We start from the raw sequence: 26728 nt of genomic DNA on the forward strand, positions 1-26728 counted from the left end.
GGGCAGACCCCATAGTACTGGTAACCGTGGCGCAACCCACCGCTGGGATAACCCCGATGGCAGGGGGTTTGCTGCTAGCGTTCGGGCGTGGTGAGCACCGGTCCTTCGGCATCGACTCCGACCCCGCGGCATCTGACCCCTCTCAGGTGGGCCTTTCCCATTGTGGTGGTGACGCTGCTGGCCTCCCTGCTCGGCGTCATGTACCTCGACTACATCGTCGATCCCGAGAAGAACCTGCACAATTTCCCGATCGCGCTGGTGAATCAGGATGTCGGCGACGACCTGAACACCGGCGGGGAGACCAAACATGTGAACTTCGGTGATCAGGTCGAGGCGGGGCTGCGGCAGGCGGTGCCCGCGGACAAGATCGATCTGCGGGTCCTCGGCATCAATGAGGCGCAGCTGCAGATGCAGTCGGCGCAGGTGTACGGGACCCTGATCATTCCGAGCGATTTCTCCAAGCGGCTCGGCATTCTCGGTGTCGGCAGTGTGGTGCCCGGGGATATCAGCAAGCCGACCATCACCTTGCAGACCAATCCGCGCACCGGGGCGTTCGCGACGGCGATCGTGCAGAAATTCGGCGCGGAGGCGCTCACCCAGGTGAACGCGCAGGTCGGCAAGCAGCTGACCGATCAGGTCAAGACGACGCTGACACCGCCGCCCGGTGGACCGCCCGCCCCGGAGCTGTCCGCCGCGACGCTGATCACGCTGGCGCAACCGCTGAATATCGTGGTCGATCAATTCCGGCCGCTGCCCGGCGGTTCCGGTGAGGGTCTGACCGCGTTCTTCTACAGTCTGCTGCTGCTCCTGGTCGGCATGGTCGGGGCGATGATCATTCATCAGCTCATCGACTCCGCACTCGGGTTCCTGCCGACCGAATGGGGTCCGTGGTACGTGCATTTCCCACGCACGCCGATCTCCCGCGTGCACACCCTGCTGCTGAAATGGTCTGCGGTGGTGGTGTTGTCGATCGCGGTCTCGGGTGTGCTGCTCGGTATCGGCAAGGCCCTGGGCATGCCGATCGATCGCCCGCTGCTGCTGTTCCTCTACGGCGCGCTCGTGATCACCGCGGTCGGCTTCACCTGTACCGCAGTACTCGCCGCGGTGGGCACCGCGGGCCTGATCATCAATCTGATCGTCTTCATCATTCTGGGCCTGCCGTCCTCGGGCGGCACGGTCCCGATCGAGGCCACCCCCAAGTACTTCGGCTGGCTTTCCAGCTTCGAGCCCATGCACCAGGTGTTCCTGGGCACGCGCTCCATCCTGTATTTCAACGGCAGCGGGGCGGCCGGACTGTCGCGCGGTATCTGGATGTCCGTGCTGGGCCTGGCCATCGGCCTGGTCTTCGGCCTCGCCATCACCCGCTTCTACGACCGCAAGGGTTTGGAGCGCAAGCCCGCGACAGCAGCGGCACAGTAGGTTTCGCGTCAGAGCGGAACGATGGGTAGCCACCGCGCCACTTCGGCGGCCCGGCTACCCGAGGCGGTGAGCACACCCGAGGCGACGGCGGCCTCGAAGTCGAGCAGTCCCGTGGCCAGCAATAGCCAAGTGCGAGGATCGGTTTCGACCACATTGGGCGGCGTCCCCCGCGTATGCCGCAACCCCTCGATGCACTGCACCGCCACGAACGGCGGCACCCGCACCTCCACCGCCCCACCAGGCGCGTCCGCCGCCAATGACCGTGCCGTCCCCCGCACCGCCGCCGCCAGCTCGGCCCGCGCGGGAGCCGGGACCGATGCGTCGCGCAGCCACTCCCCCACCGCGGCCACCGCCGCCCTGACCTCCCCCGGATTCACCGCTCCACGTCCAGCCACGACGGCCAGGTTACCGCCGACCCCCGACAGGGCCGGATATCCGGCGGGCCGCGAACGGGAGCAGGGCACCACCGGAGTTGATGGCCAGATGCAGCAGCGCGGGGGCGGTCGCGCTTCCGGTGTGCCGATAGAGGGCGTCCATGAGCGCACCGGCCAGGCCGGTCACCGCGATCGTGCCCGGGACCGAATCTCCGGCGGAGCGGGCGGCACGGATGTGTGAGAGGCCGAAAGTCAGTGCGCCCAGCCATCTTCCGGAGCCGCCGAGGGTCCGTTCGAGCAGCGGGGTCAAGGTCGCGCGATAGACGAGTTCCTCGCTGTAGACGGTGCCGCCCGGGATGTGCAGCCCCGCCCACTCCAGGGTCGAGACGGCGGGCCCGCGATGTTCGGCTCCGGCGAGTTGGCGGCGGATCGGCGGAATCGCCAGGGCCGCACCGTAACCGGTGAGAACGACACCCCCCGCGATGGTTCCCGCGCGCAAGCCACGTTCGGATATCCACCGTGGATTCCCTTGCAGGGCAATGCTGTAGGAAATGGCGAAGGCGGTATTGGCGGCGGTGCGGCCGCGGACATCCAGCTTCATCGCGGGCAGCAGCCGGTCGCTCCACAGCAGTGGGAGCGCAACGGCCGCAGCGGCTTTCAGGCCGCGCACTACTTCACCACTCGTTCATACTCCTCGGCGAGTTCGATCTGGGTGCGGATCTTCTCGGAGAGTTCGGGGGTCCACTCCGGGGGTGCGGCAATGGCGGCCCAGCCGTCCAGGACCAGCGAACCGTAGCGATGGCCGTGGCCGTCGCTCACCCCCTGGGCATTGGTGAGGTCGGCCGCCACCTGCCAGAAGGTGACCAAGGGCGACCAGCGCATCTGAGGAGAAACATCGGCCCCGCGCGGTTCGGAGAGCCAATCCGGTTGGGAGAATATGAGATCCGAGGACCACCACACGATGGGATCCGACGGATGCATGAGGTAGGCGATGCGGGGTCGTCGCCAGTCTGCGGAGGGTTTGTCCAGGTCCGCCGCGGTGGCGGCGAATCGGACGACCAGACCGTCCGCGTAGATGGGGTCCACCTCGCGAGTGCCCGGATCGCGGCGCGACACGAACTGCTCCCACAGTCGATTCGAATTGGGTGGGCCGACCCAGAGCGCGCCGTCCACCTTGGAGCGCAGATCGGCCAGACCGTCGAAGGCCGCTTCGGAACCCTGTGAGCCCAGGCTCTCGCCGTAGACCAGCAGTTTGGGGCGCGCGTTCTCGGGCCGCGCCGACCAGGCCGAGTACACCGCGTCGAACATCTTGCGCCCGGCGATCGCGACCTTCTGCCGGTCCGCGAGGAAGGACAGCACGCTGGGCAGATACGAGTACTGCGAAGCCAGAATCGCGGTATCACCGCCGTACATGTACTCCAGAGCGGCCGCGCTCATGGAATTCACCCAGCCCGTACCGGTGGTGGTGACGATGACCAGCACCTTGCGGTCGAAGGCCCCGGTGCGCTGCAATTCCGCGACCGCCAACTCCTCCTCGGTGGTGTCCGACGAGGCCGACTGCAAGCCCACGTACGCCCGAATGGGTTGGCGCGCGGGCTTTCCGGTGACGGCGCTGATGAGCATGGGGTCGGGTCCGTGCGAGACGAACCAGCGCCCCTCCGAACCGAGGGTCTCCCATTTGGCCAGCGATTCCGGACTCCCGGAGCGTTCGGGCCGGGTGGGCTGTACGGCATACGGCGTCATCTTGTCATTGCGCACACTGAACGCGGAGTTGGCGACCGCGAAGAAGGCCCGGGTGGCAACGCCATTGAAGAGCGTGATGATCAGCACGAACAACAGCAGCGCCCCGGTGGCGGGTGCGAGCGCGGGCGGGATGCGCACCCACCGGCTGAGCTGACGCCCGATGAATCGCACCGTCTCGCGCAGGGTTCGGAACACCGCCACCACGAGCGCGCCGACCACGAAACTCAAACCGCCGGTGCGCAGGTAGGCGGCGCGGGTGGTGCCCTCCATACCCATCAGCCCGGTGATCTCGCGCTGCCAGTCCGCGGACATGACCAGCATGTACGCCGCGGCCAGGGCACAGGTGAGCACGACGGCGACCTCGACCACGTAGCGCACCCATTCGGGCGGGGTGCCGATCGGCAGCCGCGGCCGAATCCACTTGCGGAACAACCATTGCAGAACACAGCCCACGCCGTACCCGGCCGCGGCGTTGAGCCCGGAGATCAAGCCCTGGAACAGCCAGTCGCGGGGTACCAGGGACGGGGTGAGCGAGAGGGCGAAGAAGAGGGTGGCCACCGCCAGCCCGGTGTGATTGAGGTCGACGACGTCCTCGGCGCGGGCGGCCACGCGCGCGGCCCGCCTGCCCCAGCCACGCCGCAGGAACGCGGCGCTGCGCGTGCGCAGCCGCGTCCATGTCACGGCGGGGTCCAGCACCCGTCAAGTATGGACGGCGCACCCTCGAATCCGGGGATGCACCGGTGTGAGTGGCACCATGATCGCGGCGTGTTGGTTCTACCCACGCCACTCGAGTAGTTGTACGGGGTGCTCCGGGGCTCTGGCTCGACAGACTCGATGGCCATGAGCACCTCCAGCGCACAGACCAAGAGCACCACCGCTTTTCTGGCTCAGGCCGTCATCGCCTTCGGAATCAGCTTCTGCGCCATGGGTATCGGCATCGCACGACTCCCACTCGATTTCTGGCAGCGCGGATTTCTGCTGATGTCCATGCTGTTCCTGGTGAGCAGTTGTTTCACCCTCGCGAAAGTGATTCGCGATCAGTACGAGTCGACCAAGGTGCACTCCCGGATCGACGAGGCCCGCTTGGAAAAGCTGATGGCCGAACATGATCCGTTCAAGGTCGTCTCGTGATCCCCGACCCGCGGCGGAACGAGAACACCCCGCCGCGCCCGGAACGAGGGGTCCGGTGCGGCGGGGTGCTTCGGTAGTCGCGTCGCGCGCGCTGGGTCAGTGTTCGAAGTGGCCGAACAGTGCGGGCAGTGTGCCTTCGAAGGCGGTGCGCAGTTCGTCCAGGGTGATCGAGAACTGGCCCTGCACCTCGACCGAGTCCGAGCCCTGATCGACCACGCCGATGCGGGCCCACGGCAGGCCGCGCGCGTCGCACATCTTGGTGAAGCGGGTCTCCTCCGAGCGCGGTACGGCCACCAGTACGCGACCGGCGGATTCGGAGAAGAGCGCGACGAACGGGTCCGCGCCCTCGGGAAGCAGGATGCGACAACCGGTTTCACCGGCCAGGGACGCCTCGATGACGGTCTGCGCCAGACCGCCCTCGGAGAGGTCGTGCGCGGCGCTGATCATGCCGTCGCGGGAACCGGCGGTGAGGATCTCCGACAGCAGCTGTTCGCGGGCGAAGTCGACCTTGGGCGGTACGCCGCCCAGGTGATCGTGTTCGACCTGCGCCCAGATGGAGCCGTCCAGCTCATCGTGGGTCTCGCCGAGCAGGATGAGGGTCTCGCCGGGCTCCAGGCCCAGGCCGGTCGGAATGCGGCGGTGCACATCGTCGATGACGCCGAGCACGCCGACCACGGGGGTCGGCAGGATGGCGGTCTGGCCGGTCTGGTTGTAGAACGAGACGTTACCGCCGGTGACCGGAATGCCAAGGGCCACACAGCCGTCCGCCAGACCGCGAACGGCCTGCTGGAACTGCCACATGACGCCCGGATCCTCCGGCGAACCGAAGTTCAGGCAGTTGGTGACGGCCTTGGGGGCGGCGCCGGTGGTGGCGACATTGCGGAACGCCTCGGCCAGCGCGAGCTGTGCGCCGGTGTACGGGTCCAGTTTGGTGTAGCGGCCCGAGGCGTCGGTGGCCAGCGCGATACCGCGGCCGGACTCCTCGTCGATGCGGATGACACCGGCATCGGCGTGCTCGGCGAGCACGGTATTGCCGCGCACGTAGCGGTCGTACTGTTCGGTGATCCACTTGCGCGAGCACAGCTGCGGGCTGGCGATCATCTTCAGCAGGGTGGCGCGCAGTTCGTCGCCGGTCTTCGGACGGTTCAGCGCGGCAGTGGAATCCGCGTTCAGCGCGTCCTGGTCGGCGGGGCGCTGCACGGGGCGCTCGTACACCGGGCCGTGGTGGGCGACGGTGCGCGGCGGGACGTCCACGACGGTCTCGCCGTGCCAGGTGATCCGCAGGTGCTCGCCGTCGGTGACCTCACCGATGACGGTGGCGGTGGTATCCCACTTCTTGCAGATCGCCATGAAGCGATCCACATTCTCGGGGGCGACCACGGCGCACATGCGCTCCTGCGATTCGCTCGAAAGGATCTCGGCGGGAGACATATTCGCCGCGCGCAGCGGGACGGCGTCCAGATTGATGTGCATACCGCCGGAACCGGCGGCGGCCAGTTCGGAAGTGGCGCAGGACAGTCCGGCGCCGCCGAGGTCCTGGATGCCGACGACCACACCGGAGTGGTACAGCTCCAGACAGCACTCGATGAGTACCTTCTCGGTGAACGGGTCGCCGACCTGCACGCTGGGGAGTTTCTTACGGCCGGAACCGGATTCGTCACCCGAGAAGGTGTCCGACGCCAGCACCGACACGCCGCCGATACCGTCGAGGCCGGTGCGCGCACCGAAAAGAATGATCTTGTTGCCCTCACCGGAGGCGAAGGCCAGCTTCAGGTCCTCGACCCGCATGACGCCCGCGCACAGCGCGTTGACGAGCGGATTGCCCTGGTAGGAAGCGTCGAACACGGTCTCGCCGCCGACATTCGGCAGGCCCAGCGAATTGCCGTAACCACCGACACCGCGCACCACGCCGTCGACGACGCGGCGGGTATCCGGGTGGTCGGCCGCACCGAAGCGCAGCTGATCCATCACCGCGATCGGGCGCGCGCCCATGGCCATGATGTCGCGGACGATACCGCCGACGCCGGTGGCCGCACCCTGATAGGGCTCCACATACGAGGGGTGGTTGTGCGATTCGACCTTGAAGGTCACCGCCCAGCCGTCACCGATATCCACCACACCGGCGTTCTCGCCGATACCCGCGAGCATCGAGGAACGCATCTGTTCGGTGGTGGTCTCGCCGAAGTAGCGCAGGTGCACCTTGGAGGACTTGTACGAGCAGTGCTCGGACCACATCACCGAGTACATGGCCAGCTCGGCATCCGTCGGCCGCCGGCCGAGAATCTCCTTGATGCGGGCGTACTCGTCGTCCTTCAGGCCGAGTTCCTTATAGGGCTGCGCGAGGTCCGGGCTGGCCGCGGCGTTGCTGACGGTATCGACGTGGCTGGTCACGGGGAAACCAGAGTCCTTTCGGCCGGGCAGGTCAGAACCGAGAACCGGCATGCTGGATTTCGGCGAGATACCGGCCCGAGTCTAGTTCCCCCTCGAACAGCACTTTCGCCCACCTATTGCCTGTGTGCGCCACCACACCCCAGGCGGTGCGAAGGACTGATTTCGCGAGGTCGGGGTAACCCACCTGCGACACGCGAAATGGTTTCAGCAACAACCGCCCCCGTGCCCAACCCTCGAGGTTCGCGGCCGTCTCGCTTCTGGACCGAGTGGAGCGGGGGAGCGAAGCGGAGGAGCGGAGGGAGGGAAGAAGCGAGACTCAGGGCCGCGAACCCGCCGCAGCGAAGCGGAGGCCAATAACACAGCTAGTCTGTCCCGGTGAACGAACGATCCGGGCTGGCGGATCCGGCGGAGAAGCCCAAGAGTGCACCGCGGGATTCCTCGCTGACTCGGCAGCAGAAGAAGCTGCTCCTCATCGCGGTCGCGCTGTTCGTGGTGTCCGCGCTCGTGAGTTATTTCGCGCACTTCTGGCACGGGTACATCGATCTACAGGTGTATCGCAACGGGGCGCGGGCCTGGCTGGACGACAAGGATCTGTACGGTCCGATGCCGCCGGTCTACGGGCTCGGATTGCCGTTCACCTATCCGCCTTTGGCGGCGTTGTTCTTCGCACCGCTGGCGCTCATGCCGCTGGTGCTGTCCGAATGGGCGGTGCTGATCGTCTCGATCGCCTCGCTCGGCATCACGCTGTGGGTGGTGCTGGATCGGCTGCGGCCGAATCTGGCGCGGGCGAATCGACTGGCCATCGTGATCGGCGCGCTCGCCATCCTGCAATTGGCCGAGCCGATTCGGCAGACCTACGGCTTCGGGCAGATCAACCTGGTGCTGATGGCCGCCATCACCCTGGATTGCCTGGCGCGCAAGCCTTTCTGGCCGCGCGGCATGCTGATCGGCATCGCGGTGTCGGTGAAGCTGACGCCCGGCGGGTATCTGCTCTATTTCCTGCTGCGCAAGGATTGGAAGGGCGCGGCCACGCTGGTGCTGTCCACCATCGGCGCGGTGGCGGTGGGTTTCGCGCTGTTCCCGCATGATTCGGTGCAGTACTGGTTCCACACGCTCTCCGATACCGGGCGAATCGGTCCGCCCTGGTACGCGGGCAATCAGTCGCTGAAGGGTTTCGCCTACCGGCTGGGCGTCTCCCATTCGGCGGCCACGCTGATCTGGGTCGTCCTGTCGCTGATCGCGGTCGCCCTGGCCGCGATCTGGATGAAGCGGCTCATCTCGGTGGGCGCGAACGCCGCCGCACTGATGGTGAACGCCGGTGCGGTGCTGCTGGTTTCCCCGGTCTCCTGGTCGCATCACTGGGTGTGGATCGCCCCGGTGCTGGTCGTGGTGGCCGATGCCATCGCCACCGGCCGCCGCGGCCCCTGGTTCCTGGGCGCGACGGGTCTGGCGGTACTCCTGTTCGCCGTCGGCCCGCAGTGGCTGCTGCCGCACGATCACGACCGCGAGCTCACCTGGGCCTGGTGGCAGCAGATCATCGGCAGCAGCTACGTGCTGTTCACCCTGGCCCTGTTCGTGGTGGCGGTGCTGACCTACCACCCCGAGCCGAAACGGGTCGAGAGCCGGACCTAGCGCGCGGCGTCGGGGGTCAGGAACGCGGCGAGCGCCGCCGCGTAGGCGGGAACGTCTGCGGCGCCCATCATTTCGCGGGCGGAGTGCATCGCGAGCTGGGCCGCGCCGACGTCGACGGTGGGCATACCGGTTCGGGCGGCGGTCATGGGTCCGATGGTGGAACCGCAGGGCAGATCGGCGCGGTGCACGTAGCGTTGCAGCGGCACCTCGGCCTGCGCGCAGGCCAAGGCGAAGGCCCCGGCGCCGGTGGCATCGGTGGCGTAGCGCAGGTTCTGGTTGACCTTGAGCACCGGCCCGCCGTTCACCTCGATACGGTGCATGGGTTCGTGGCGGTCCGGGTAGTTGGGGTGGGTGGCGTGGGCCATATCGCCGGACGCGCACACCGATCCGGCCAGTGCGGCCAGGTATTCGGCGCGCCCGCCGCCGCGGGTCAGCACGATGCGCTCCAAAACCGTGGGCAGCAGCCCGGATTGGGCGCCGCGATCGGACTGGCTGCCGACCTCCTCGTGATCGAACATGGCCAGCACCGGCACCGCCGCACCGGGTTCGGCGACCGCGGCCAGGAAGGCCCGCAGCCCGGCGTAGCAGGTGCCCTGATTATCCAGTCTGGGTGCGCTCACCAGATCCAGATCGCGCCCGATCAGCTTGGACGGCACCAGATCGTGGGTCATCAGCTCCCACCCCAGCACCGCACCGGATTCGATGCCGGAGCGTTCGGCGATGAAGGCCAGGAATGAGCGCGGTTCCCCGCCGATCCCCCACACCGCGTTCACATGGCGCTGCGGATCCAGTGTCACCCCGCGCCTGTCCTCGGAGAGGTGGATGGCCAGCTGCGGTACCCGCAGAATCGGTTCGTCGATGCGAATCAGCCGCTCCCGCACCACATTTCCGTCGCGCACCGAGAGCCGTCCGGAAATGCCGAGATCGCGGTCCAGCCACGAGTTCAGCCAGGCCCCGCCGTAGGGCTCCAGCCCGACCATCTGCCAGCCCGCCACCGCGGTATCGGGATGCTGTTTGACCCGCAGATTCGGACTGTCGGTATGCGCGCCGACAACGCGGAACGGGGTGGCCTGCCCGGTGCGGAATCCGGTGGGCGCACCCGGCCCGCCGTCGGCCCAGGCGACCAGTGAGCCGCCGCGCACCACGTAGTAGCGGCCCGCGCTGCTGGAGGGCCAGGGTGCGGACTCCGACAACCGGGTGAAACCGTGGTCGTCGAGTTCGGCGGCGACGGTGCGGCAGACGTGGTACGGCGAGGGCGAGGCGTCGATGAATTCGCACAGTCCGGCGGCGGTCGCGGTGGTCTCGGCAACTGGCATGACTGCGATCCTAAGCAGTCGATATTCAGTTTCCGCAGACGGACGCCCTATCCCATGCCCGCTCGGTGTGGCGACCGCGACCGCAATGCCCCGTCTTCGGACTGGACGTGCTCACCGGGTGAGTCTCATTGCGTAAGCGGCACATCCGACACGCGTTCGAGCAGCCGCAGCAGCTCCAGATAATCCGCGCCGCCGAGGCAGCGGCGTAGCTCGGCCTCGGCGCGCATCTCCTCGGCGCGCACCTCATCGACCAGTTCCACGCCGCGCCGGCTCAGGCCGATGAGAATGCGGCGGCGGTCATCGGAGGCGGCGACCCGGAAGATGAGTCCGCGCTCGGCCAGATGGTCGGCGTGCCGGGTGGCGGAGGAGGGCGGGAGTTGCGCGCGGGCGGCCAGCTCGCTCATGGTGATGCCGGTATCGGAGGAGAGATTGGTCAGCATGCACCATTGGTCGGCGGTCAACCGTCTGGCGCACAGCGCGGCGTCGAGGTGACGAAGCCAACTGCGTTCCGCGGCCCGCAGCGCCCCATGCAGCGTGGAAATCCCACCTAGAATTGTCGCCATATTCCCGCCCGTCAATTTCACTTGAACGAGGAGAGGGTATCCGATGACCTCGTTCCGCGGGAGCCCCGAGAACAGTATCGAGATCCTGAACATAGTGCCGCTGCAAGGCCCCGGCGGTATCTTCGCGCCTTCCTGTGAGGCCGCCATTTCATTGGCCGTGGAAGAAATCAACAGTGGCACAGGAATTCTCGGCCGGGAATTGCGTGCCACTCACATTGACGGCGGCCGCGAGCCCGGTGAGGTGGCGCTGGAGGTTTCCGCTCTGCTGGCCACCGGAATGGTGCACGCCATCACCGGCTGGCACACCTCGGCGGTGCGCCGGGCGGTGACCCGGGTGAACGCGGGGCGGGTGCCGTATCTTTTCGCCACCGATCACGAGGGTCTGGATGAGCGGCCGCCGGGATTGTTCCTGGTGGGATCGGATCCGGGGCGGCAGTTGCTGCCCGCGCTGCGCTGGCTGCGGCGCGAGTTCGGGGCGCGGCGGTGGGCGATCATCGGCAATGACTATGTGTGGCCGCGGCGCACCGCGGAGGTGGTGCGGGCGGAGTTGGCCGAGCGCGGGGCGCTGTCGCTGGAGGAATTCGTGCCGCTGGAGGAATTCGTTCCGTTCGGCGCGGATTTCGAGGGGTTTCTGAGCGATCCGCGATTGGATCGCGCGGATGGGGTGATAGTGCTGCTGGTGGGTGCGGATGTGGCGCGATTCAACCGGCAATTCGCCCAAATCGGACGCGATGAAAGGCAATTGCGGGTCAGCCCCGCGGTCGACGACAACGTGTTGCTCGCCGGCGGCGCGAAGGCCAACCGGAATCTGTATGTGCCCTCCAGCTTCTTCGTCAATGGTCCCGCCAGTCGCGAACGCGCCGAACGCTATCGGCGACTGCACGGCGACTTCGCACCCAAGCTCACCAACTTCAGCAATACCGAATACGAGGCGATCCGCACGCTCTGCGCCATGGCCAAGGCCGCCGGTTCTCTGGACGTGCGCCGCCTGCACGAGGTGGTCGGCGAGCTGGGATCGATCGAAACGGCTACCGGCACAATCGGATTCGATGGCAATCAGGTGCTGTTCCCGAGCTATATCGCGCGCGCCGAGGGCGTCGAGTTCGAGGTCCTGGACCGGCTCTGCGCCTGAGTCAGCCCGCGAAACGACAATGCCCGCACCGTCCTCGACGATGCGGGCATTGTATTTACGACCGGTTGTCTCAAGACTGTTCGGCTAGGCCGAGACCAGCGCGTCCAGCACGGACAGGAACATGCCCAGCCCGTCATCGCTGGGCCCGGTGAGCGCCTCGGTGGCGTGCTCCGGATGCGGCATGAGCCCGACCACGCGACCGTTGGCGGAGCTGATGCCCGCGATACCGCGCTGCGAACCGTTCGGATTGTCACCGGAGTAGCGGAAGACCACCCGGCCCTCCCCCTCGAGCTCGTCCAGCACCGGCGCGGACGCCTGGTAGCGGCCCTCACCGGACTTGAGCGGCACCAGAATCTGCGCACCGGGCTCGTACCGGGAGGTCCACGCGGTATTCGCGGCCTCAACGGTCAGCCACTGATCGCGGCAGATGAAGTGCAGGCCCTCATTGCGGGTGAGCACACCCGGCAGCAGTCCGGCCTCGCACAGGATCTGGAAGCCGTTGCAGATGCCCAGCGTGGGCAGACCCGAACCCGCCGCCTCGATGACCTTCTCCATGACCGGCGCGAACCGGGCGATGGCGCCGGTGCGCAGGTAGTCGCCGTAGGAGAAGCCGCCGGGCACGATGACCGCGTCGACACCCTTCAGATCGGCGTCCCCGTGCCAGAGGCTCACGGCCTCGGCCCCGGCGAGCTTGACCGCGCGGGCGGCGTCGACATCGTCCAGGGTGCCCGGGAAGGTGATGACTCCGATGCGTGCGGTCACAGCCGGACGACCTTCCAGTCCTCGATGACGGTGTTCGCGAGCAGCGATTCGGCGATCTGCTCGAGCTCGGTCTCGCTGACATCGTCGGCGACCTCGAGCTCGAATCGCTTGCCCTGCCGCACCTCCGAGATACCGGGGTGACCCAGGCGCCCCAGCGCGCCGACAATGGCCTGACCCTGCGGATCCAGGATTTCGGCCTTCGGCATCACCTCGACCACGACACGTGCCACGCGTTGCTCCTCAGCTGGTGGGGCGGGCCCGGACGACAGCGTTTCGCACCGTGCGGCCGAGCGGGGGTTTCGCTGATCAGAGTAGTTGGCGCGACGGGAACCCACTCGACCGGGTAGAACACCCGTGGCACACGCCACAGCCATCGTGGTGCGTATGCGGGTGCGGGACTACCGTGGCAGGCATGCGCATTGCCCATTTCGGACATTCCTGCATCTTGGTGGAGTTGAACGGCGCGAAGATCCTGTTCGACCCCGGTAACTTCTCGCACGGGTTCGAGGGAATCACCGGACTGGACGCCATCGCCGTCACCCATCAGCACCCCGATCACATCTGCCCGAATCGCATCGAGGCGCTCATCGACGCCAATCCGCAGGCGCGACTGCTCAGCGATCCGCAGACCGCGCAGCAGCGCGGCGAGCCCTGGGAAGCGGTGCACGCCGGGAATGTGCTGAAGGTCAAGGACGTCCAGATCACCGGCGGTGGCGGCCGGCACGCGGTGATCCATCCGGAGATCCCGGTCATCGACAACACCGTCTTCCAACTGGGCACCCCCGAGGACCCCGCACAGCTGGTCCACCCGGGCGATTCCCTCTGGGTGCCGCCCGTTCCGGTGGGCGTACTGGCCCTCCCCGCGGCCGCCCCGTGGATGCGGCTCAGCGAAGCGGTGGACTACCTCCGCGCGGTCAATCCGACCACCGCCTTCCCCATCCACTTCGGCATGATCGAAGCAGCCGCACAGGGCATCTATTTCGGCCGCTTCAACGAAATGTCCCCCGCCGATACCGAATTCACCGTCATTCAGCCGGAAGACCACACCGATTTCTGATCCCCCGCCCCTATTTTTGCGGGCTTGCGAATTCTCGAATCGAAGTAGGCTGCGCAGCACGGGAATTCACCACATTCGCGGAAATCCCGATGGGGGCCGGTCGGATGCCCGGGCCGCATGAAAGCGCGACCCGGGTGATGCCCGGGTCGCGCCGCCGGTTTCGACTATTTGGCGTACGAGGCCAGGAAAAGGGCCTCGGCCAGGGCCATGTGCTCGATCTCGGAGGGATCGACGCTCTCGTTGGGTGCGTGGATGAGGCATTTGGGTTCCTCCACACCCATCAGCATGATCTCCGCGTTCGGATAGATGTCGGCGAAGACATTGCAGAGGGGAATGGAGCCGCCCTGGCCCTCGGTGGTGGCCTCGCGGCCGTAGGAGGCGGCGAAGGCGGCCGCCATGGCCTTGCGGGCGGGGCCATCGGTCGCGGCGCGGAACGGTGAGCCGGTCGCCTCGGTCTCGATGGTGACCTTGGCATGCCAGGGCGTATGCGATTCCAGGTGCGCGGTAAGGGCTTTCAGGGCGTCCTGGGGTTCCACGCCGGGCGGGATGCGCAGGTTGAGGCGGGCACGTGCCCTGGGCTGAATGGCCGCCGAGGAGCCGACCACCGGGGGCACATCCATACCCAGCACCGTGAGAGCCGGTCGGGCCCAGACCATATCGGAGACGGTGCCGCCGCCGACGATGTCCACACCGTCGAGAATATTGGCGTCGGCCCGGAACTGCTCTGGCGGATACTGCACGCCGTCCCACTTCTGATCATTGGGCAGACCGTCGACGGTGGTATTGCCCTCGGCGTCGCGCAGGCTGGCCAGGACGTGGATGAGCGCGGCCAGGGCATCGGGCGCGGGGCCGCCGAACATCCCCGAATGCATTGGTCCTTCGAGGGTTTCGATGGTGACGAGCACATTCACATTGCCGCGCAGCGTCTGGGTGAAGGTGGGCACGCCGACCGCGAAATTACCGCAGTCGCAGATGAGCAGGGTGTCCGAGCGCAGCAGCTCCACATTGTCCGGGACGAACCGCTCCAGCCCGCCGGTGCCCTGCTCCTCGGAGCCCTCCGCGACCAGGGTCAGACCGACGGGGTACTTGTCCCCCACCACTTTTCGCAGCGCCCGCAGTGCGGTCAGGTGCGTGACGATATTGCCCTTGCAGTCCGCGCTGCCGCGCCCGTACCAGCGGCCGTCCTTCTCGGTGAGTTCCCAGACCGGCGTCTTCCAGGCGTCATCGCCGAGCGGAGGCTGTACGTCGTAGTGGCAGTACAGCATGACGGTGGGCGCACCGGGCGGCGCGGGATAGCGGGCGATGACCGCGTTACTGCCGTCGGGGGTCTCGTGCAGACCCACATCCGTAAGTCCTTCGGCCGCAAAAGCGTCCGCGACCCACTGCGCGGCCTTCAGGCACTCCTCGACCGGGAACTGCCGAGCGTCATAGACGGACCTGTACGAAACCAGCTCGGTCAGATCGGTTTTCGCGCGCGGCATGAGTTCACGCACGGCGGTGCGCAGGGCGTCTTCGGTCATTACCTCTCCTCCATCAATGGTCGCTCTTCACTGTGTCACCCTTGCGCAGTGTTCCGGTCTCTTCCAGATAGGCGGCCAGCCGGTCGGGACAGTAGGTTTCGATGGCGAGCGCCGTCGCGGTGAAGATCTGGGTGTCGGCGATGACCGGGCGACTCCCCGGACCACCGGCCCCATTGCTGATGGACGCCCGATACCTGGCCCTGATCAGCGGTGAACTCGGATCCGAGCAGACCAGCCCACCGTCCTCGCCGAGCGAATCCGCGATCACCTGCGGCTCGGGTGCGGCCAATCCCGCTTCCAGCAAACGGGATTGGAGCACCTGCGCTTTGCGCAGCGCCGCATCGCTGTTCCGGCCCTCCCGGAAGACGATCACCCCGGCCACCGCGATGGCCACCAGCACCACCGCCACCGACCAGTAGACGATCCGCCGGGACCGCGCGGAGGCCCCCTCCAGCTGTTCGATCTCGACCTCGGTCATGCCAGCGCCTCCTCGGGGACCGCGATCTTCCAGCCCGGTTTGCGGAACTTGAAGAACAGGAACGGAATCAGCAGGCCGACCACGCCCATGCCGACACCGATGAGCAGCACATATCCGAGCGCGCCGCCGCTGCCGTACTGCGAGGGCGGTACGAAGCCGATGAGGAACGCGGCAATGGAGGAGACCGTGCCGAGCCCGCACAGCGCGATGAGCATGGGCGCGCGATACCCGCGCGGATGGTCGGGTTGCTTGCGGCGCAATTGGATCGCCGCGGCGAACATCAGTACGTACATGATCAGATACACCTGCGTGGTGATCACCGACAACATCCAGTACGCGCTGGAGACATCCGGGATGAAGGCGTAGAGCAGCGCCAGCAGCGTGGTCACCACACCCTGCGCGACCAGCATGTTCTGTTGCACCCCATGCTTGTTCACCCGAGTCAGGACCGGTGGCAGATACCCCTCCTTGCGGCCGATGAGCAGCAGCCCCTTGGAAGGTCCGGCCAGCCAGGTGAGCATGCCGCCCAGCGCCGCCGCCACCAGCATGACGCCCAGGATCGGGGTCAGGAAGCCGATGTGGAAGTGGTTGAAGAAGCCGTCGAACGCCTGCATGACACCGGCGGTCAGGCTCAGATTCTGCGAAGGCACCACCCAGCTGATCACCACGGCGGGCACGATGAAGATGACCAGCACCAGCGCGACCGCCAGCGCCATGGCCCTCGGATACTCCCTACCCGGATTCTTCAGCGAGGACACGTGCACCGCGTTCATCTCCATGCCCGCGTAGGACAGGAAGTTGTTGACGATGAGCACCAGGCTGGCGAGTCCGGTCCAGGCGGGCAGCAGATGTCCGGCATCCATGGGCGCGGCGGACGGATTGCCCTGCGCCAGGAAGACCAGGCCGAGCGCCACCAGCAGTACGCCCGGAATCAGCGTGCCGATGATCAGCCCCATACTCGACAGTCCCGCAACGGTTTTGGTGCCCTGCGAGGAAACGAACACGCCCGCCCAGTAGATGACGATGATGACAATCGCCACGTAGGTGCCGTTGGCCGCCAGCGAGGGATTGATGATGTACGCGAAAGTGCTTGCCACATAAGCCAAGAGGCTCGGATAGTAGAAGATCGTCATGGCGAACTGACACCACACCGCCAGGAATCCCAGCGGCTGTGAAAGCCCCTCGCCGACCCATTTGTACACCCCGCCCGCCCAGCCCGAGGCCAGCTCGGCGGCGACGAAGGCCGTCGGCAGCAGGAACAGCAGCGCGGGCAGCAGATACAGGAAGACACAGGCCAGCCCGTACACCGCCATGGTGGGCGAGGCCCGCAGGCTGGCGACCGAACTGGTGGTCATGAGCGCCAGCGTCACCCACGAGATATATTTGGTGGCAGTACTTTTCGCGACCGTCGTGGTCGTCCCGGCCATATCTCACCTTCCCGTCCGTTCGTCAGAACACCGAGAACCCGCTCGCGCGCGCGAAAGCCGCCAGGGCGATGCCGCCGGTGACCGAATTACCCTTCGGATCCAGCCCCGGCCCCCAGACGGCTATCGAACAGCGATCGGGTACGACGGCCAGGATCGCGCCGCCGACTCCACTCTTGCACGGCAATCCGACCCGGTAGGCGAACTCGCCCGCCGCGTCGTAGGTGCCGCAGGTGGCCATGAGCGCGGTGATATGACGAGCGTCGGCGCGCTCCAGCAAACGACTGCCGTCGGCGCGCAGGCCATGCCGGGCCACCAGCAGTCCGGCCGTCGCCAACTCGGTGCAGGTGATGCTGAACGAGCACTGCCGGAAATAGTGGTCCAGCGCCAACTCCACCGGATTGCGCACATTGCCGAAGCTCGACATGAGATAGCCGATGGCGCGATTGCGTTCACCGCTGCGCAACTCGGATTCGGCGATGACGCTGTCGACATCGAGGGCGTGGTTTCCGGTCTCGGCGCGGAAGAGGTCCCGGAGTGCGGCGACGGCATCGCCGGTATCAAACAGCAATTGATCAGTTACCACGATGGCACCGGGGTTTATATAGGGATTTCGCGGAATCCCCTTCTCCAACTCCAGTTCGATCAGGTCATTGAACGGCATCCCCGACGGCTCGCGCCGAACCCGATCCCAGAGCGCGGTGCCCTTGCGCGACAGCACCAAAGCAAGTGCGAAAACCTTGGAAATACTCTCTATCGCAAAGGGGATTCCCACGTCGCCATCGCTGTAGACCTGCCCCTCGGCGGTGGCGACGGCAATACCGAACTGTTTGGGATCGACCACGGCGAGGCCGGGAATGTAATCGGCGACCGCACCCTCCCCAATGTGTGGCGCTGCGGCGGACATCACCTGTCCTATGACATTCTGATAGTCCATGGAGCTGGATAGTAATCTTTCAGCAACCATCTCTGGGAGGCTAAATGACGGGCAATCCGGAATCCGATGATCTCTTCGCCATGCCGGGCCTGCGCCGCAGCGCGCCCAAGGCCGGATTCCCGGTGCCCGAGATGTTCGCGCAGGTCGCGTACGAAATCGTGCATGACGAACTCATGCTCGACGGCGTCTCCCGCATGAATCTGGCGACCTTCTGCACCACCTGGGTCGACGATCAGGCCCGCCGCCTGATGAGCGAATCCCTCGACAAGAACATTGTCGACAAGGACGAATACCCGCAGACCGCCGAACTCGAACAGCGCTGCGTGCGCATGGTCGCGGACCTGTGGCATTCCCCCGACGCCATGAAAACCCTCGGCACCTCCACCACCGGCTCCAGCGAGGCCGCCATGCTCGGCGGACTGGCCGCGAAATTCCGCTGGCGCAAACGCGGTGGCACCGGCATCCCCAATTTCGTCTGCGGGCCGGTCCAGGTCTGCTGGGAGAAGTTCGCCCGCTACTTCGATGTGGAGATCCGGCAGATCCCGCTGCGCGGCGACAAGCTCACCATGCATCCGGACGATGTGGCCGCCTACTGCGACGCCAACACCATCATGGTGGTGCCCACCTTCGGACAGACCTTCACCGGACTCTTCGAGGATGTGGCCGGAATCAGCAGAGCCCTGGACGAACTGGAGCAGAAGACCGGACTCGACATCCCCATCCACGTCGATGCGGCCAGCGGCGGCTTCCTGGCCCCGTTCTGCGCGCCCGAGGTGGTGTGGGACTTCCGGCTACCCCGGGTGAAATCCATCAACGCCTCCGGGCACAAGACCGGACTCGCCCCGCTGGGCGCGGGCTGGGCCATCTGGCGCACCGCCGCCGATCTGCCCAAGGAACTCATCTTCGATGTCGACTACCTCGGCGGCTCCATGGCCACCTTCAATCTGAACTTCTCCCGGCCGGGCGGTCAGGTCATCACCCAGTACTACGACTTCATTCGGCTCGGCCGCACCGGCTACGCCAAGGTGCAGTACGAGATCTACCGTGCCGCACAGCATCTCGCGGCAGGACTGACCGATACCGGACTCTTCGAGATGATCCACGACGGCGATCCCAACCGCGGCATCACGGCCGTGTCGTGGAAGTTGAAGGGCGAGCGCACCTTCAACCTCTACGACCTGTCCGACAAACTGCGCACCCGCGGCTGGTTGATCGCCGCCTATCCGCTGCCCGCCGACCGCGAGGACGAGACCATCATGCGCGCGGTGCTGCGACACGGCTTCACCCTCGATATGGCGGATCTGCTGCTCGCGGATCTGCTGCGCTGCCTCAAACAGCTCAACGCGCACCCGCTCACCACCTCGCTCACCCGGGAGGAGGCGGGCGGCTTCACGCACAATGCCACGCCCGCGGTGCCGTCCAGGGATGCCGAGACGCATCCCGTCGCGGCCGAGGGCGAGCGGTAGTGGGCGGCGCGCACCGGGCAAACAGGTACCTCAGCGTCTCCGCGCTCGGATTCACCACCGCCGCATCGATTGTCACCAGTCTGCGCGGTCTGCCCATGATGGCCGAGGAAGAGATGACGATGTTCTTCTATATCGGCTTCTCCACCCTGCTGTTCCTGATTCCGGCCGGACTGGTCGCCGCGGAGCTGGGCAGTATGTACGCCGACAAGACCGGCGGCCTGTACGCCTGGATCAGCGGGGCCTTCGGCAAGAAGGTCGGCTTCTGGATCATCTTCCTGTCCTGGATCCAGGTGATCGTCTTCTATCCGACCGGTATGAGCTTCGCCGCCGCCGGTGTGGCGTTCGCCTTCGATCGACCCGATATCGCCCAAAACCATGTGTACGTCGGCATTTTCGCCATCGCCGCATTCTGGCTGTGCACCGCGATCGCCTTCGTGAGCAATCAGTTCGCGCTGAAGGTGACCCGGGCCGGATTCCTGGCGGGCACCGCACTGCCGGGCATCATCCTGGTGGCGGTGTTCCTCTGGTGGATCGCGACCGGGCACGATGTCGGCTGGCAGCACACCACGAACGACGCGGTGACGGTGGTGCACGACGGTCATGACTCACCCCGGTTCTTCCCGTATATCGCGGGGCTGTCCGGACTTTCGTTCCTGGCGGGCATTCTGCTGAACTTCGCCGGGGTGGAATCGCAGGGTGTGCACTCGACCGAATTGAAGAACCCGTCGAAGGGGTATCCGGCCGCCATCATGATCGCCGCGGCGGTGGCCTTCGGCATCTTCACCCTCGGCGCGCTCGCGGTGGCGGGCATCGTGGCCTACGACAAGATCGATCTGAATACCGGTGTCTTCGACGCCTTCACCCTCGGATTCACCGAGATGATCCACTCCACCTGGCCGGTGCGCGTACTGTCCGCCCTGATCGCCTACGGCGCGCTCGCGGGTGTGCTGGCCTGGATCATGGGGCCCAGCCGCGGTGTGCTCGCCACCGCGCACGACGGCATGCTGCCGCCGGTGCTGCAGCAGGTGAACAACCGCGGCGTACAGGTCAATATCCTGATCATCCAGGGCGTCATCGTGACCGCGCTGTCGTCGATCTACCTGTTCATGGACGATGTCAGCTCGGCGTTCTTCCTGATCTCGGCCATGGCGGTGAGCCTGTACCTGATCATCTACATGTTCATGTACGCCGCCGCCATCCGACTGCGCTACACCCATCCGGAACTGCCGCGCGCCTTCAAGATCCCCGGCGGTAAGACCGGCATCTGGCTGTTCGCCGGAATCGGTTTCCTGGCGGTGGCTTTCGCGTTCGTGCTGGCGTTCGTACCGCCGTCACAGCTGCCCATCGGCAACAAGGCCAGCTATATCGGCCTGGTCGCGGCGGGCGCGATCATCTTCAGCGCCATCCCGCTGATCATCGAGAAGCGGAAGAAGCCGTCCTGGGTGCCCCCGGACGAGGTGAAGGCGAAGGCGCTGGGCCCCAGCGCCGATCGCTCCCACCTCACCCGGGTCTAGACGTCCGCGAGCCCGACGGTATCCAGCAGCCAGGCGAATTCGAAGGCGATTTCCTTCCACTTCTCATAGCGCCCGCTGACACCGCCGTGGCCCGCGGTCATCTCGGTCTTGAGCAGCAATTGCGAATGCCCGGTCTTGGTGGCGCGCAACTTCGCGACCCATTTGGCCGGTTCCACGTACAGCACCCGGGTGTCATTGAGGCCGGTAATGGCCAGAATCGCCGGGTAATCCTGCGCCACCACATTCTCATACGGTGCGTAGGTCTTCATGTAGTCGTAGATTTGCTTGTCCGCCAAAGGATTTCCCCACTCGTCCCATTCGGTGACGGTGAGCGGCAGTGACGGATCCAGAATCGAGGTCAGCGGATCCACGAACGGCACACTGGTGAGAATGCCGCTGAAGAGCTCCGGGGCCATATTCGCCACCGCACCCATGAGCAGCCCGCCCGCACTGCCGCCGTCGGCCACCATCCGATCGGGCGCGGTCACCTCGGTATCCACCAAATGCTGTGCGACAGCGATGAAATCGGTGAAGGTGTTCTTCTTGGTGAGCGTCTTGCCGTCCTCGTACCAGAGCCGGCCCATCTCACCGCCGCCGCGCACATGCGCCACCGCGAACACCATGCCGCGATCCAGCAGCGACAGCCGCGCCACCGAGAAGTACGGGTCGATGGCGGCCTCGTAGGAGCCGTATCCGTAGAGCAGCAACGGTTTCGGGCCCGCCGGGGCGTCCTTGCGCCGCACCAGCGAGACCGGCACCCGGGTGCCGTCCGGCGCGATCGCCCAATCCCGCTGCTGCACATACTCGTCGGCGTTGTAGCCGCCGAGCACCACCTGCTCCTTGCGCAGGATCATCTCCCCGGTCTCGGGCACGTAGTCGAAGACCTGGGTCGGGGTGATGAACGAGGTGACCCCGATGCGCAGCATGGGCTGCTCCCATTCGGGATTGCCGCCCAGGCCCGCGGAGAACAGCGCCAGGTCGAAGTCGATATCGCGCAGTTCGCCGAAGCCGTCGGAGGTCAACGGCCACACCGCCACTCGCGGCAGCGCCTCGCGGCGGTAGCTGAGCACCAGCTTGTCGGCGAAGGCGTCGATCCCCTCCAGCCGCACATCGTCGCGATGCGGAATGAGCACGGTCATATCGGCCGGATCGCTCAGCGGCGCGACGGCGAGAACCGAATTGACCGCCTTCACCCCGTCCACCACATCGTTGTGCAGGATGAGCAACTTGTCCTCACCGCCGATGACCGCGTGCTCGGTGCCGTATTCGACGCCCTCGCGGCGCGGCAGCAGGACGCGGAACTCCCCTTCGGGATTGTCCGCCTCCAGAATCCACTCCTCGCTGGTGAGCTTGGAGCCGGTGCGAATGACCAGGAACCGCTCCGAACGGGTCGCGTCGATACCGACCCAGAAGCTCTCATCGGCCTCGTGGAAGACGCGGACATCGGCGGCGCGCTCGGTGCCCAGGCGATGCCGCCAGACGCTGTCGGGCCGCCAGGACTCATCGAGGGTCTGATAGAAGATGTGCGTCCCGTCCAGGGACCAGGTGGCCCCGCCCGCGATATCGCCGATCTCCTCGGGCAGCAGCTCCCCGGTGGTCAGGTTCTTCACGCGCAGCGTGTAGCGCTCATCGCCCTCGGTATCGACCGAATAGGCGAGCATGTCCCCGGCGTGGCTCAGCGAGTACGCGCCGAGCGCGAAGAACTCCTGCCCCTCGGCGAGTTCGTTCAGGTCCAGCAACACTTCCTCGCCCGGAATCTCGACCCCGGCCACCAGCTGCGGCGGCGTCCAGTCGTCCTTGTCCGCGACCGGGCAGCGGCAGGAGACGCCGTGCTGTTTGCCCTCGAAGGTGCGCGAGTAGTACCAGTAGTCGCCCATCCGGGTGGGCAGGGAGAGGTCGGTCTCCTGGGTGCGGGCCTTGATCTCGTCGAAGATCTTCTCCCGCAGCGGCCGCAACTTCTCGGTCTGCGCCTCGGTATAGGCGTTCTCCGCCTCCAGGTGCGCGATGACCTCGGGATCCTTCTTGTCCCGCAGCCATTCGTACTCGTCGACGAAGACATCGCCGTGGTGCACCCGCTCGCTCGGCACCCGCTTGGCGATGGGCGCGGTCACCGCCGCGCCGGAATTGGATATCGCGCTACCACTGCTGTCCAGAGCCATGGTGACAACGTTAGTGGTGAGCCCGCTCCGGGGTCACTCCGGAGCGGCTCGACACACTTGTACTGCTCCAACGTCTGCTACGTCGCTGAGCTACCGCCGTCGCGTACCTGACGGAACCCGATGCCGGGCCTGGTCGTACAGGAAGAAGACCGCCGCCTTGCGCCGTGCGCACTGGTCGGTCGGGCAGCTTCTGTGCACACTCAGAATGCTCTGCGCCAGTTCGGTATTGAACCGCTCCGGCACCACATCACAGCTGTCGGAGATGGGAGCTGCTCGCTGTGCTGACCCTGGCGTGCGCACCACATACCTCCTTCCGCGGACACAGAATGGAATATCCGATCCGCAGGCTCCGCAAACCCTGGCATTATGAGTGCGATCTACATCACCGATCAGTACCGGCGTTTAGGGAGTTCGACGTGGAAGCCGAGTCCATCTCTTCGCCCGCTGCGGGCAAGAACCGCGAGATCGAGTCCGACGCCGTCTGGCGGCGCGGTGACGACAGCGCCGAAGGCGTCGAAATCGCCTTCCTGGCCAGCGGAAACATCGGTCTGCGGGATTCCCGCAATCCGGACGGGCCGGTGCTGGTGTTCACCCCCGGCGAGTGGCGTGCCTTCGTCGCCGGGGCCAAGGACGGCGAATTCAACCGTCCCGGAAAGTGATTCAGGCGCCGATCGCCCCGCCTATGGTCGGCCAGGATTCATGCAGCGTGTCCTGCCAGTACGACCACGAATGCGTGCCCACCGGGCTGTAATCGACCACCGCCGGAATATTCAGATCCTTCAGATGTGCGGCGAACGAATTCACACACGCGTTCACGCCGAATTCGATGGGGCCGCCGAAGAAGATGTTCTCCGGCAGTTGGGGTTTGATCTCCAGCTCATGCGGGCCGGGCAGGCCGGTGCCGGTGGACAGGTAGATGGTCTTGCCGCGCAACCGATCCGCCATGAGCGCCGGATTGTGCGCGGCCCAGGCCGGATCGGCGGGACCGCCCCACATATTGAACGGATTGCCACCGCGATTCGCGATGGAGAACAGGATCGCACCCTGCGCGATGGTCAGGTCCGGACAGGCGCTGTATCCGGCGACGGCGCGATAGAGCTCGGGATGGCGCACGGCGAGCGCGAAGGCCGCCACACCTCCCATGGAGAGCCCGCCGATGGCGTTCACCCCGTTACCTGCGAAGTAGTCGTCGATGATCGGCGGCAGCTCCGCGGTGAGAAAGGTTTCCCACCTGTACCGGCCGAAGCGCGGATCGTCGGCGGCCCAGTCGGTGTAGTAGCTGGCCTGGCCGCCCATGGGCAGCACCACGTTCACGTTCTTACCGCGGAAGAAGGGTTCGGCGTCGGTGGCATTGGTCCAGGTGCTCTGGGCCGCGCCCGGGTCCAGACCGTCCAGGAGGTAATAGCTGGAGCGTTCCCCACCGCCGGCGGGATGCAGGACCTGCACCTGAATGGTCCGGCCCATGGCCGGGGAATCGATGAACAGTGCGGAGCGGTTCGCGTTCAATTCGTCGACCCGCACCACCTGTGCCGCACGAGCGGTAGCCGGTGACGTCAGCACCGGACCGAGCAAACCCACGGCGAACGCGAAAACCGCTGTGGCAACAACACTTCTACGCATGGCCCCACCTCCATCAGCCCACCATAATCGATTTCCAACGTAACTCGAGTGGTGGCAACCGCGAGGAATATTCGGTCTGTGGCGCGTCCTTGGCAAACCAATCGGTTCGCATATGGTAATGCCAATTCGCTATGAATTACCAGCTTCCTGTTCCAACACGCCACGAATGGATCCGGCCAGATAATCCAGGTCGGCACGGCGCGGTGAGGTGGGCCGGGCGCGCAGGCCGAAACCATCGCCCGGAGTACGCGGAATCACATGCAGATGCACATGGAAAACCTCCTGGCCCGCCGTCACCCCGTCGGCCAGGAAGAAATTCACGCCGTCGCAGTTCACCTCGGAGGCGCGCAGCGCCGCCGCCAATCGCTGCCCCACCTGGAACAGCTTGCCGCCCAGCGCCGGATCCAGTTCCGCCAGACTGCGCGCGGGAACCTTGGGAATCACCAGCAGATGTCCGGGCGTCACGGGGCGAATATCCATGAACGCCAGAACATCGTCGTCCTCGTACACCGTGCTGGCCTCGGCCTGCCCGGCGATGATCTCGGAGAAAATCGTGTAGGGATTCACGCCCCGAGACTAGTTGCGCCGCTACAGAATCGGCGCCGGGGTGTAGCGGGCCGCCTCGGGATTGGCCGAAACCAGCTTCTGCACCTGCGCGATGACCTCCGCGGTCTGCGCCTCGGCCGCGCCGATGAAGGCCGAACGATCCGCCAGCGCCGCCTCGAGCGCGGCGCGATCCAGCGGCATCCGGTCATCGGCGGCCAGGCGATCCAGCAGATCGGGCTCCCGGCCCTGTTCGCGCATGGCCAGCGCCACCGCGACCGCGTGCTCCTTGATGACCTCGTGCGCGGTCTCCCGGCCCACCCCGGCCCGCACGGCCGCCATCAGCAGACGGGTGGTGGCCAGGAACGGCAGGTAGCGGTTCAGCTCCCGGTCGATGACGGCCGGGTAGGCGCCGAATTCGGCCAGAATGGTCAGGAAGGTCTCCATCATGCCGTCGATCGCGAAGAAGGCGTCCGGCAGCGCGACGCGGCGGATCACCGAGCAGAAGACGTCACCCTCGTTCCACTGCGCGCCCGCGAGCTCGGCGGCCATGGAACCGTAGCCGCGCAGGATCACCTGCAGGCCGTTCACGCGCTCGGCGGAGCGGGTGTTCATCTTGTGCGGCATGGCCGAGGAGCCGACCTGCCCCTTCTGGAAGCCCTCGGTGACCAATTCGTGTCCGGCCATCAGGCGGATGGTGTGCGCGAAAGACGAAGGGCCCGCGCCGATCTGGACCAGGGTGGAGAGCACGTCATGATCCAGCGAACGCGGGTACACCTGGCCGACGCTGGTGAAGACATTCTTGAAGCCGAGGTGGTGCGCCACCTTCTGCTCCAGCCGCGCGAGCTTGGCCGCGTCGCCGTCGAGCAGATCCAGCATGTCCTGGGCGGTGCCCATCGGGCCCTTGATACCGCGCAGCGGGTAGCGGTCGATGAGCTCCCGCAGCCGGGTCAGCGCGATCAACAGTTCGTCCGCGGCCGAGGCGAAACGCTTGCCCAACGTGGTGGCCTGCGCCGCCACATTGTGCGAGCGACCGGCCATCACCAGGGACTGGTACTCCGCGGCCCGCTCGGCCAGCCGAGCCGCGATGGCGACGCCGTGCGCGTACACGTGCTCGAGCGAGAGCCGGATCTGCAACTGCTCGACATTCTCGGTGAGGTCGCGCGAGGTCATGCCCTTGTGCACATGCTCATGTCCGGCCAGGGCGTTGAACTCCTCGATGCGCGCCTTCACATCGTGCCGGGTAACCCGCTCGCGCTCGGCGATCGAGGCCAGATCGACCTGATCGATGACGCGCTCGTAATCCTCGACAACCCCCGCGGGCACCTCGATCCCGAGCTCGGCCTGCGCCCGCAGCACCTCCAGCCACAGCCGCCGCTCCAGAACGATCTTGTTCTCCGGCGACCACAGGCGAACCAGCTCGGGGCTGGCGTATCGGGTGGCGAGGACGTTCGGCACAGAGCTCACTGGGCCTATTTTGCCCTCCGCTTCGCTACGGGCGGTTCGCGGCCCCTGTATCTTCTTGCCCTCCGCTTCGCTCCGGGCGG

General features: G+C 66.3%; 25 protein-coding genes. 8 read left to right on the plus strand and 17 right to left on the minus strand.

The window, feature by feature from the left end; translation table 11 throughout:
- Window positions 1-87: 87 nt before the first annotated feature.
- On the plus strand, window positions 88-1419 hold the full coding sequence (locus NA10_RS15020; protein ID WP_245677212.1) for a YhgE/Pip domain-containing protein: 1332 nt from the start codon (window positions 88-90) through the stop codon (window positions 1417-1419).
- Window positions 1420-1427: 8 nt separating this feature from the next.
- Here the strand turns inward: NA10_RS15020 and NA10_RS15025 are convergent, their stop codons facing one another.
- The 3 genes from NA10_RS15025 to NA10_RS15035 are packed head-to-tail and all read right to left on the minus strand — an operon-like array spanning window position 1428 to window position 4232.
- A complete protein-coding gene (locus NA10_RS15025; protein ID WP_067568469.1) occupies window positions 1428-1814 on the minus strand; it encodes a sterol carrier family protein in 387 nt (128 codons plus the stop codon).
- 10 nt (window positions 1815-1824) lie between these two features.
- Window positions 1825-2463, minus strand: coding sequence for a CPBP family intramembrane glutamic endopeptidase (locus tag NA10_RS15030; protein WP_067568434.1), 639 nt, complete (start codon window positions 2461-2463; stop codon window positions 1825-1827).
- On the minus strand, window positions 2463-4232 hold the full coding sequence (locus tag NA10_RS15035) for an alpha/beta hydrolase (protein ID WP_067568435.1): 1770 nt from the start codon (window positions 4230-4232) through the stop codon (window positions 2463-2465). The genes NA10_RS15030 and NA10_RS15035 overlap by 1 nt, the downstream gene beginning before the upstream one ends.
- A gap of 144 nt (window positions 4233-4376) precedes the next feature.
- On the opposite strand from NA10_RS15035, the gene NA10_RS15040 reads away from it, so the two are divergent.
- The gene (locus tag NA10_RS15040; RefSeq protein ID WP_067568436.1) at window positions 4377-4667 is read left to right on the plus strand and encodes a YiaA/YiaB family inner membrane protein; all 291 of its coding nucleotides are present in this window, start codon (window positions 4377-4379) and stop codon (window positions 4665-4667) included.
- Between the two features lie 96 nt (window positions 4668-4763).
- Here the strand turns inward: NA10_RS15040 and purL are convergent, their stop codons facing one another.
- Entirely contained in the window at window positions 4764-7058 is a 2295-nt protein-coding gene (gene purL, locus NA10_RS15045) for a phosphoribosylformylglycinamidine synthase subunit PurL (protein WP_067568437.1), read from the minus strand.
- 375 nt (window positions 7059-7433) lie between these two features.
- On the opposite strand from purL, the gene NA10_RS15050 reads away from it, so the two are divergent.
- The gene (locus NA10_RS15050) at window positions 7434-8690 is read left to right on the plus strand and encodes a glycosyltransferase 87 family protein (protein ID WP_084514695.1); all 1257 of its coding nucleotides are present in this window, start codon (window positions 7434-7436) and stop codon (window positions 8688-8690) included.
- Here the strand turns inward: NA10_RS15050 and NA10_RS15055 are convergent.
- Together NA10_RS15055 and NA10_RS15060 are read right to left on the minus strand one after the other, a co-directional pair.
- On the minus strand, window positions 8687-10006 hold the full coding sequence (locus NA10_RS15055) for a M18 family aminopeptidase (protein ID WP_067568438.1): 1320 nt from the start codon (window positions 10004-10006) through the stop codon (window positions 8687-8689). The genes NA10_RS15050 and NA10_RS15055 overlap by 4 nt on opposite strands.
- 125 nt (window positions 10007-10131) lie before the next feature.
- On the minus strand, window positions 10132-10569 hold the full coding sequence (locus NA10_RS15060) for a MarR family winged helix-turn-helix transcriptional regulator (RefSeq protein ID WP_067568471.1): 438 nt from the start codon (window positions 10567-10569) through the stop codon (window positions 10132-10134).
- A gap of 43 nt (window positions 10570-10612) precedes the next feature.
- Here NA10_RS15060 and NA10_RS15065 point away from each other — a divergent pair, with 43 nt between their 5' ends.
- A complete protein-coding gene (locus NA10_RS15065) occupies window positions 10613-11701 on the plus strand; it encodes a substrate-binding domain-containing protein (RefSeq protein ID WP_067568439.1) in 1089 nt (362 codons plus the stop codon).
- 84 nt (window positions 11702-11785) lie between these two features.
- Here the strand turns inward: NA10_RS15065 and purQ are convergent, their stop codons facing one another.
- Together purQ and purS are read right to left on the minus strand one after the other, a co-directional pair.
- Window positions 11786-12463, minus strand: coding sequence for a phosphoribosylformylglycinamidine synthase subunit PurQ (gene purQ, locus NA10_RS15070; RefSeq protein ID WP_067568440.1), 678 nt, complete (start codon window positions 12461-12463; stop codon window positions 11786-11788).
- Window positions 12460-12693, minus strand: coding sequence for a phosphoribosylformylglycinamidine synthase subunit PurS (purS, locus tag NA10_RS15075; protein ID WP_067568441.1), 234 nt, complete (start codon window positions 12691-12693; stop codon window positions 12460-12462). Before purS ends, purQ begins: the two co-directional genes overlap by 4 nt.
- A 182-nt stretch (window positions 12694-12875) precedes the next feature.
- On the opposite strand from purS, the gene NA10_RS15080 reads away from it, so the two are divergent.
- On the plus strand, window positions 12876-13520 hold the full coding sequence (locus NA10_RS15080) for an MBL fold metallo-hydrolase (protein WP_067568442.1): 645 nt from the start codon (window positions 12876-12878) through the stop codon (window positions 13518-13520).
- A 164-nt stretch (window positions 13521-13684) separates the two neighbouring features.
- On the opposite strand, the gene NA10_RS15085 is transcribed toward NA10_RS15080, so the two are convergent.
- The 4 genes from NA10_RS15085 to NA10_RS15100 are packed head-to-tail and all read right to left on the minus strand — an operon-like array spanning window position 13685 to window position 17879.
- Window positions 13685-15040: a dipeptidase gene (locus NA10_RS15085; RefSeq protein WP_067568443.1), complete on the minus strand. Its 1356-nt coding sequence runs from the start codon at window positions 15038-15040 to the stop codon at window positions 13685-13687.
- 13 nt (window positions 15041-15053) lie between these two features.
- A complete protein-coding gene (locus NA10_RS15090; RefSeq protein WP_084514696.1) occupies window positions 15054-15518 on the minus strand; it encodes a hypothetical protein in 465 nt (154 codons plus the stop codon).
- Window positions 15515-16945 (minus strand): glutamate/gamma-aminobutyrate antiporter GadC, encoded by a 1431-nt coding sequence (gene gadC, locus NA10_RS15095; RefSeq protein ID WP_067568444.1) that lies wholly within the window; start codon window positions 16943-16945, stop codon window positions 15515-15517. Before gadC ends, NA10_RS15090 begins: the two co-directional genes overlap by 4 nt.
- 22 nt (window positions 16946-16967) lie before the next feature.
- The gene (locus NA10_RS15100; protein ID WP_067568445.1) at window positions 16968-17879 is read right to left on the minus strand and encodes a glutaminase; all 912 of its coding nucleotides are present in this window, start codon (window positions 17877-17879) and stop codon (window positions 16968-16970) included.
- A 44-nt stretch (window positions 17880-17923) separates the two neighbouring features.
- On the opposite strand from NA10_RS15100, the gene gad reads away from it, so the two are divergent.
- Window positions 17924-19345 carry a glutamate decarboxylase gene (gene gad / locus NA10_RS15105; protein WP_067568446.1) on the plus strand — a complete coding sequence of 474 codons (1422 nt, stop codon included), beginning with the start codon at window positions 17924-17926 and terminating at the stop codon, window positions 19343-19345.
- Window positions 19345-20859: an amino acid permease gene (locus NA10_RS15110; RefSeq protein WP_067568447.1), complete on the plus strand. Its 1515-nt coding sequence runs from the start codon at window positions 19345-19347 to the stop codon at window positions 20857-20859. The genes gad and NA10_RS15110 overlap by 1 nt, the downstream gene beginning before the upstream one ends.
- Here NA10_RS15110 and NA10_RS15115 read toward each other — a convergent pair.
- Both NA10_RS15115 and NA10_RS36710 read right to left on the minus strand, forming a co-directional pair.
- Window positions 20856-23018 (minus strand): S9 family peptidase, encoded by a 2163-nt coding sequence (locus NA10_RS15115; protein ID WP_067568448.1) that lies wholly within the window; start codon window positions 23016-23018, stop codon window positions 20856-20858. The genes NA10_RS15110 and NA10_RS15115 overlap by 4 nt on opposite strands.
- Before the next feature lie 90 nt (window positions 23019-23108).
- On the minus strand, window positions 23109-23318 hold the full coding sequence (locus NA10_RS36710; protein WP_157556521.1) for a hypothetical protein: 210 nt from the start codon (window positions 23316-23318) through the stop codon (window positions 23109-23111).
- Window positions 23319-23434: 116 nt separating this feature from the next.
- Between NA10_RS36710 and NA10_RS38655 the strand changes: the two genes are divergently transcribed.
- The gene (locus tag NA10_RS38655; protein WP_067568449.1) at window positions 23435-23677 is read left to right on the plus strand and encodes a DUF397 domain-containing protein; all 243 of its coding nucleotides are present in this window, start codon (window positions 23435-23437) and stop codon (window positions 23675-23677) included.
- A gap of 1 nt (window position 23678) precedes the next feature.
- On the opposite strand, the gene NA10_RS15125 is transcribed toward NA10_RS38655, so the two are convergent.
- The 3 genes from NA10_RS15125 to purB form a co-directional block, all read right to left on the minus strand.
- Window positions 23679-24638 (minus strand): alpha/beta hydrolase, encoded by a 960-nt coding sequence (locus NA10_RS15125; protein WP_067568450.1) that lies wholly within the window; start codon window positions 24636-24638, stop codon window positions 23679-23681.
- 129 nt (window positions 24639-24767) lie between these two features.
- On the minus strand, window positions 24768-25205 hold the full coding sequence (locus NA10_RS15130) for an HIT family protein (RefSeq protein WP_067568451.1): 438 nt from the start codon (window positions 25203-25205) through the stop codon (window positions 24768-24770).
- A 21-nt stretch (window positions 25206-25226) separates the two neighbouring features.
- Complete coding sequence (purB, locus tag NA10_RS15135) at window positions 25227-26648, minus strand: adenylosuccinate lyase (protein WP_067568452.1); 1422 nt, start codon at window positions 26646-26648, stop codon at window positions 25227-25229.
- Between the last annotated feature and the right edge of the window lie 80 nt (window positions 26649-26728).

The organism is Nocardia acidivorans NBRC 108247 (genome assembly GCF_001625085.1).
GTDB lineage: Bacteria > Actinomycetota > Actinomycetes > Mycobacteriales > Mycobacteriaceae > Nocardia > Nocardia acidivorans.

Bases quoted from the DNA above. Each gene is read 5' to 3' on its own strand.
- NA10_RS15065 (WP_067568439.1), top strand. From the start codon at position 10,613: ATGACCTCGTTCCGCGGGAGCCCCGAGAACAGTATCGAGATCCTGAAC.
- NA10_RS15060 (WP_067568471.1), bottom strand. From the start codon at position 10,569: ATGGCGACAATTCTAGGTGGGATTTCCACGCTGCATGGGGCGCTGCGG.
- NA10_RS15100 (WP_067568445.1), bottom strand. From the start codon at position 17,879: ATGGACTATCAGAATGTCATAGGACAGGTGATGTCCGCCGCAGCGCCA.
- gad (WP_067568446.1), top strand. From the start codon at position 17,924: ATGACGGGCAATCCGGAATCCGATGATCTCTTCGCCATGCCGGGCCTG.
- gadC (WP_067568444.1), bottom strand. From the start codon at position 16,945: ATGGCCGGGACGACCACGACGGTCGCGAAAAGTACTGCCACCAAATAT.
- NA10_RS15055 (WP_067568438.1), bottom strand. From the start codon at position 10,006: ATGCCAGTTGCCGAGACCACCGCGACCGCCGCCGGACTGTGCGAATTC.
- NA10_RS15090 (WP_084514696.1), bottom strand. From the start codon at position 15,518: ATGACCGAGGTCGAGATCGAACAGCTGGAGGGGGCCTCCGCGCGGTCC.
- NA10_RS15125 (WP_067568450.1), bottom strand. From the start codon at position 24,638: ATGCGTAGAAGTGTTGTTGCCACAGCGGTTTTCGCGTTCGCCGTGGGT.
- NA10_RS15085 (WP_067568443.1), bottom strand. From the start codon at position 15,040: ATGACCGAAGACGCCCTGCGCACCGCCGTGCGTGAACTCATGCCGCGC.
- NA10_RS15040 (WP_067568436.1), top strand. From the start codon at position 4,377: ATGAGCACCTCCAGCGCACAGACCAAGAGCACCACCGCTTTTCTGGCT.
- NA10_RS15115 (WP_067568448.1), bottom strand. From the start codon at position 23,018: ATGGCTCTGGACAGCAGTGGTAGCGCGATATCCAATTCCGGCGCGGCG.
- NA10_RS15080 (WP_067568442.1), top strand. From the start codon at position 12,876: ATGCGCATTGCCCATTTCGGACATTCCTGCATCTTGGTGGAGTTGAAC.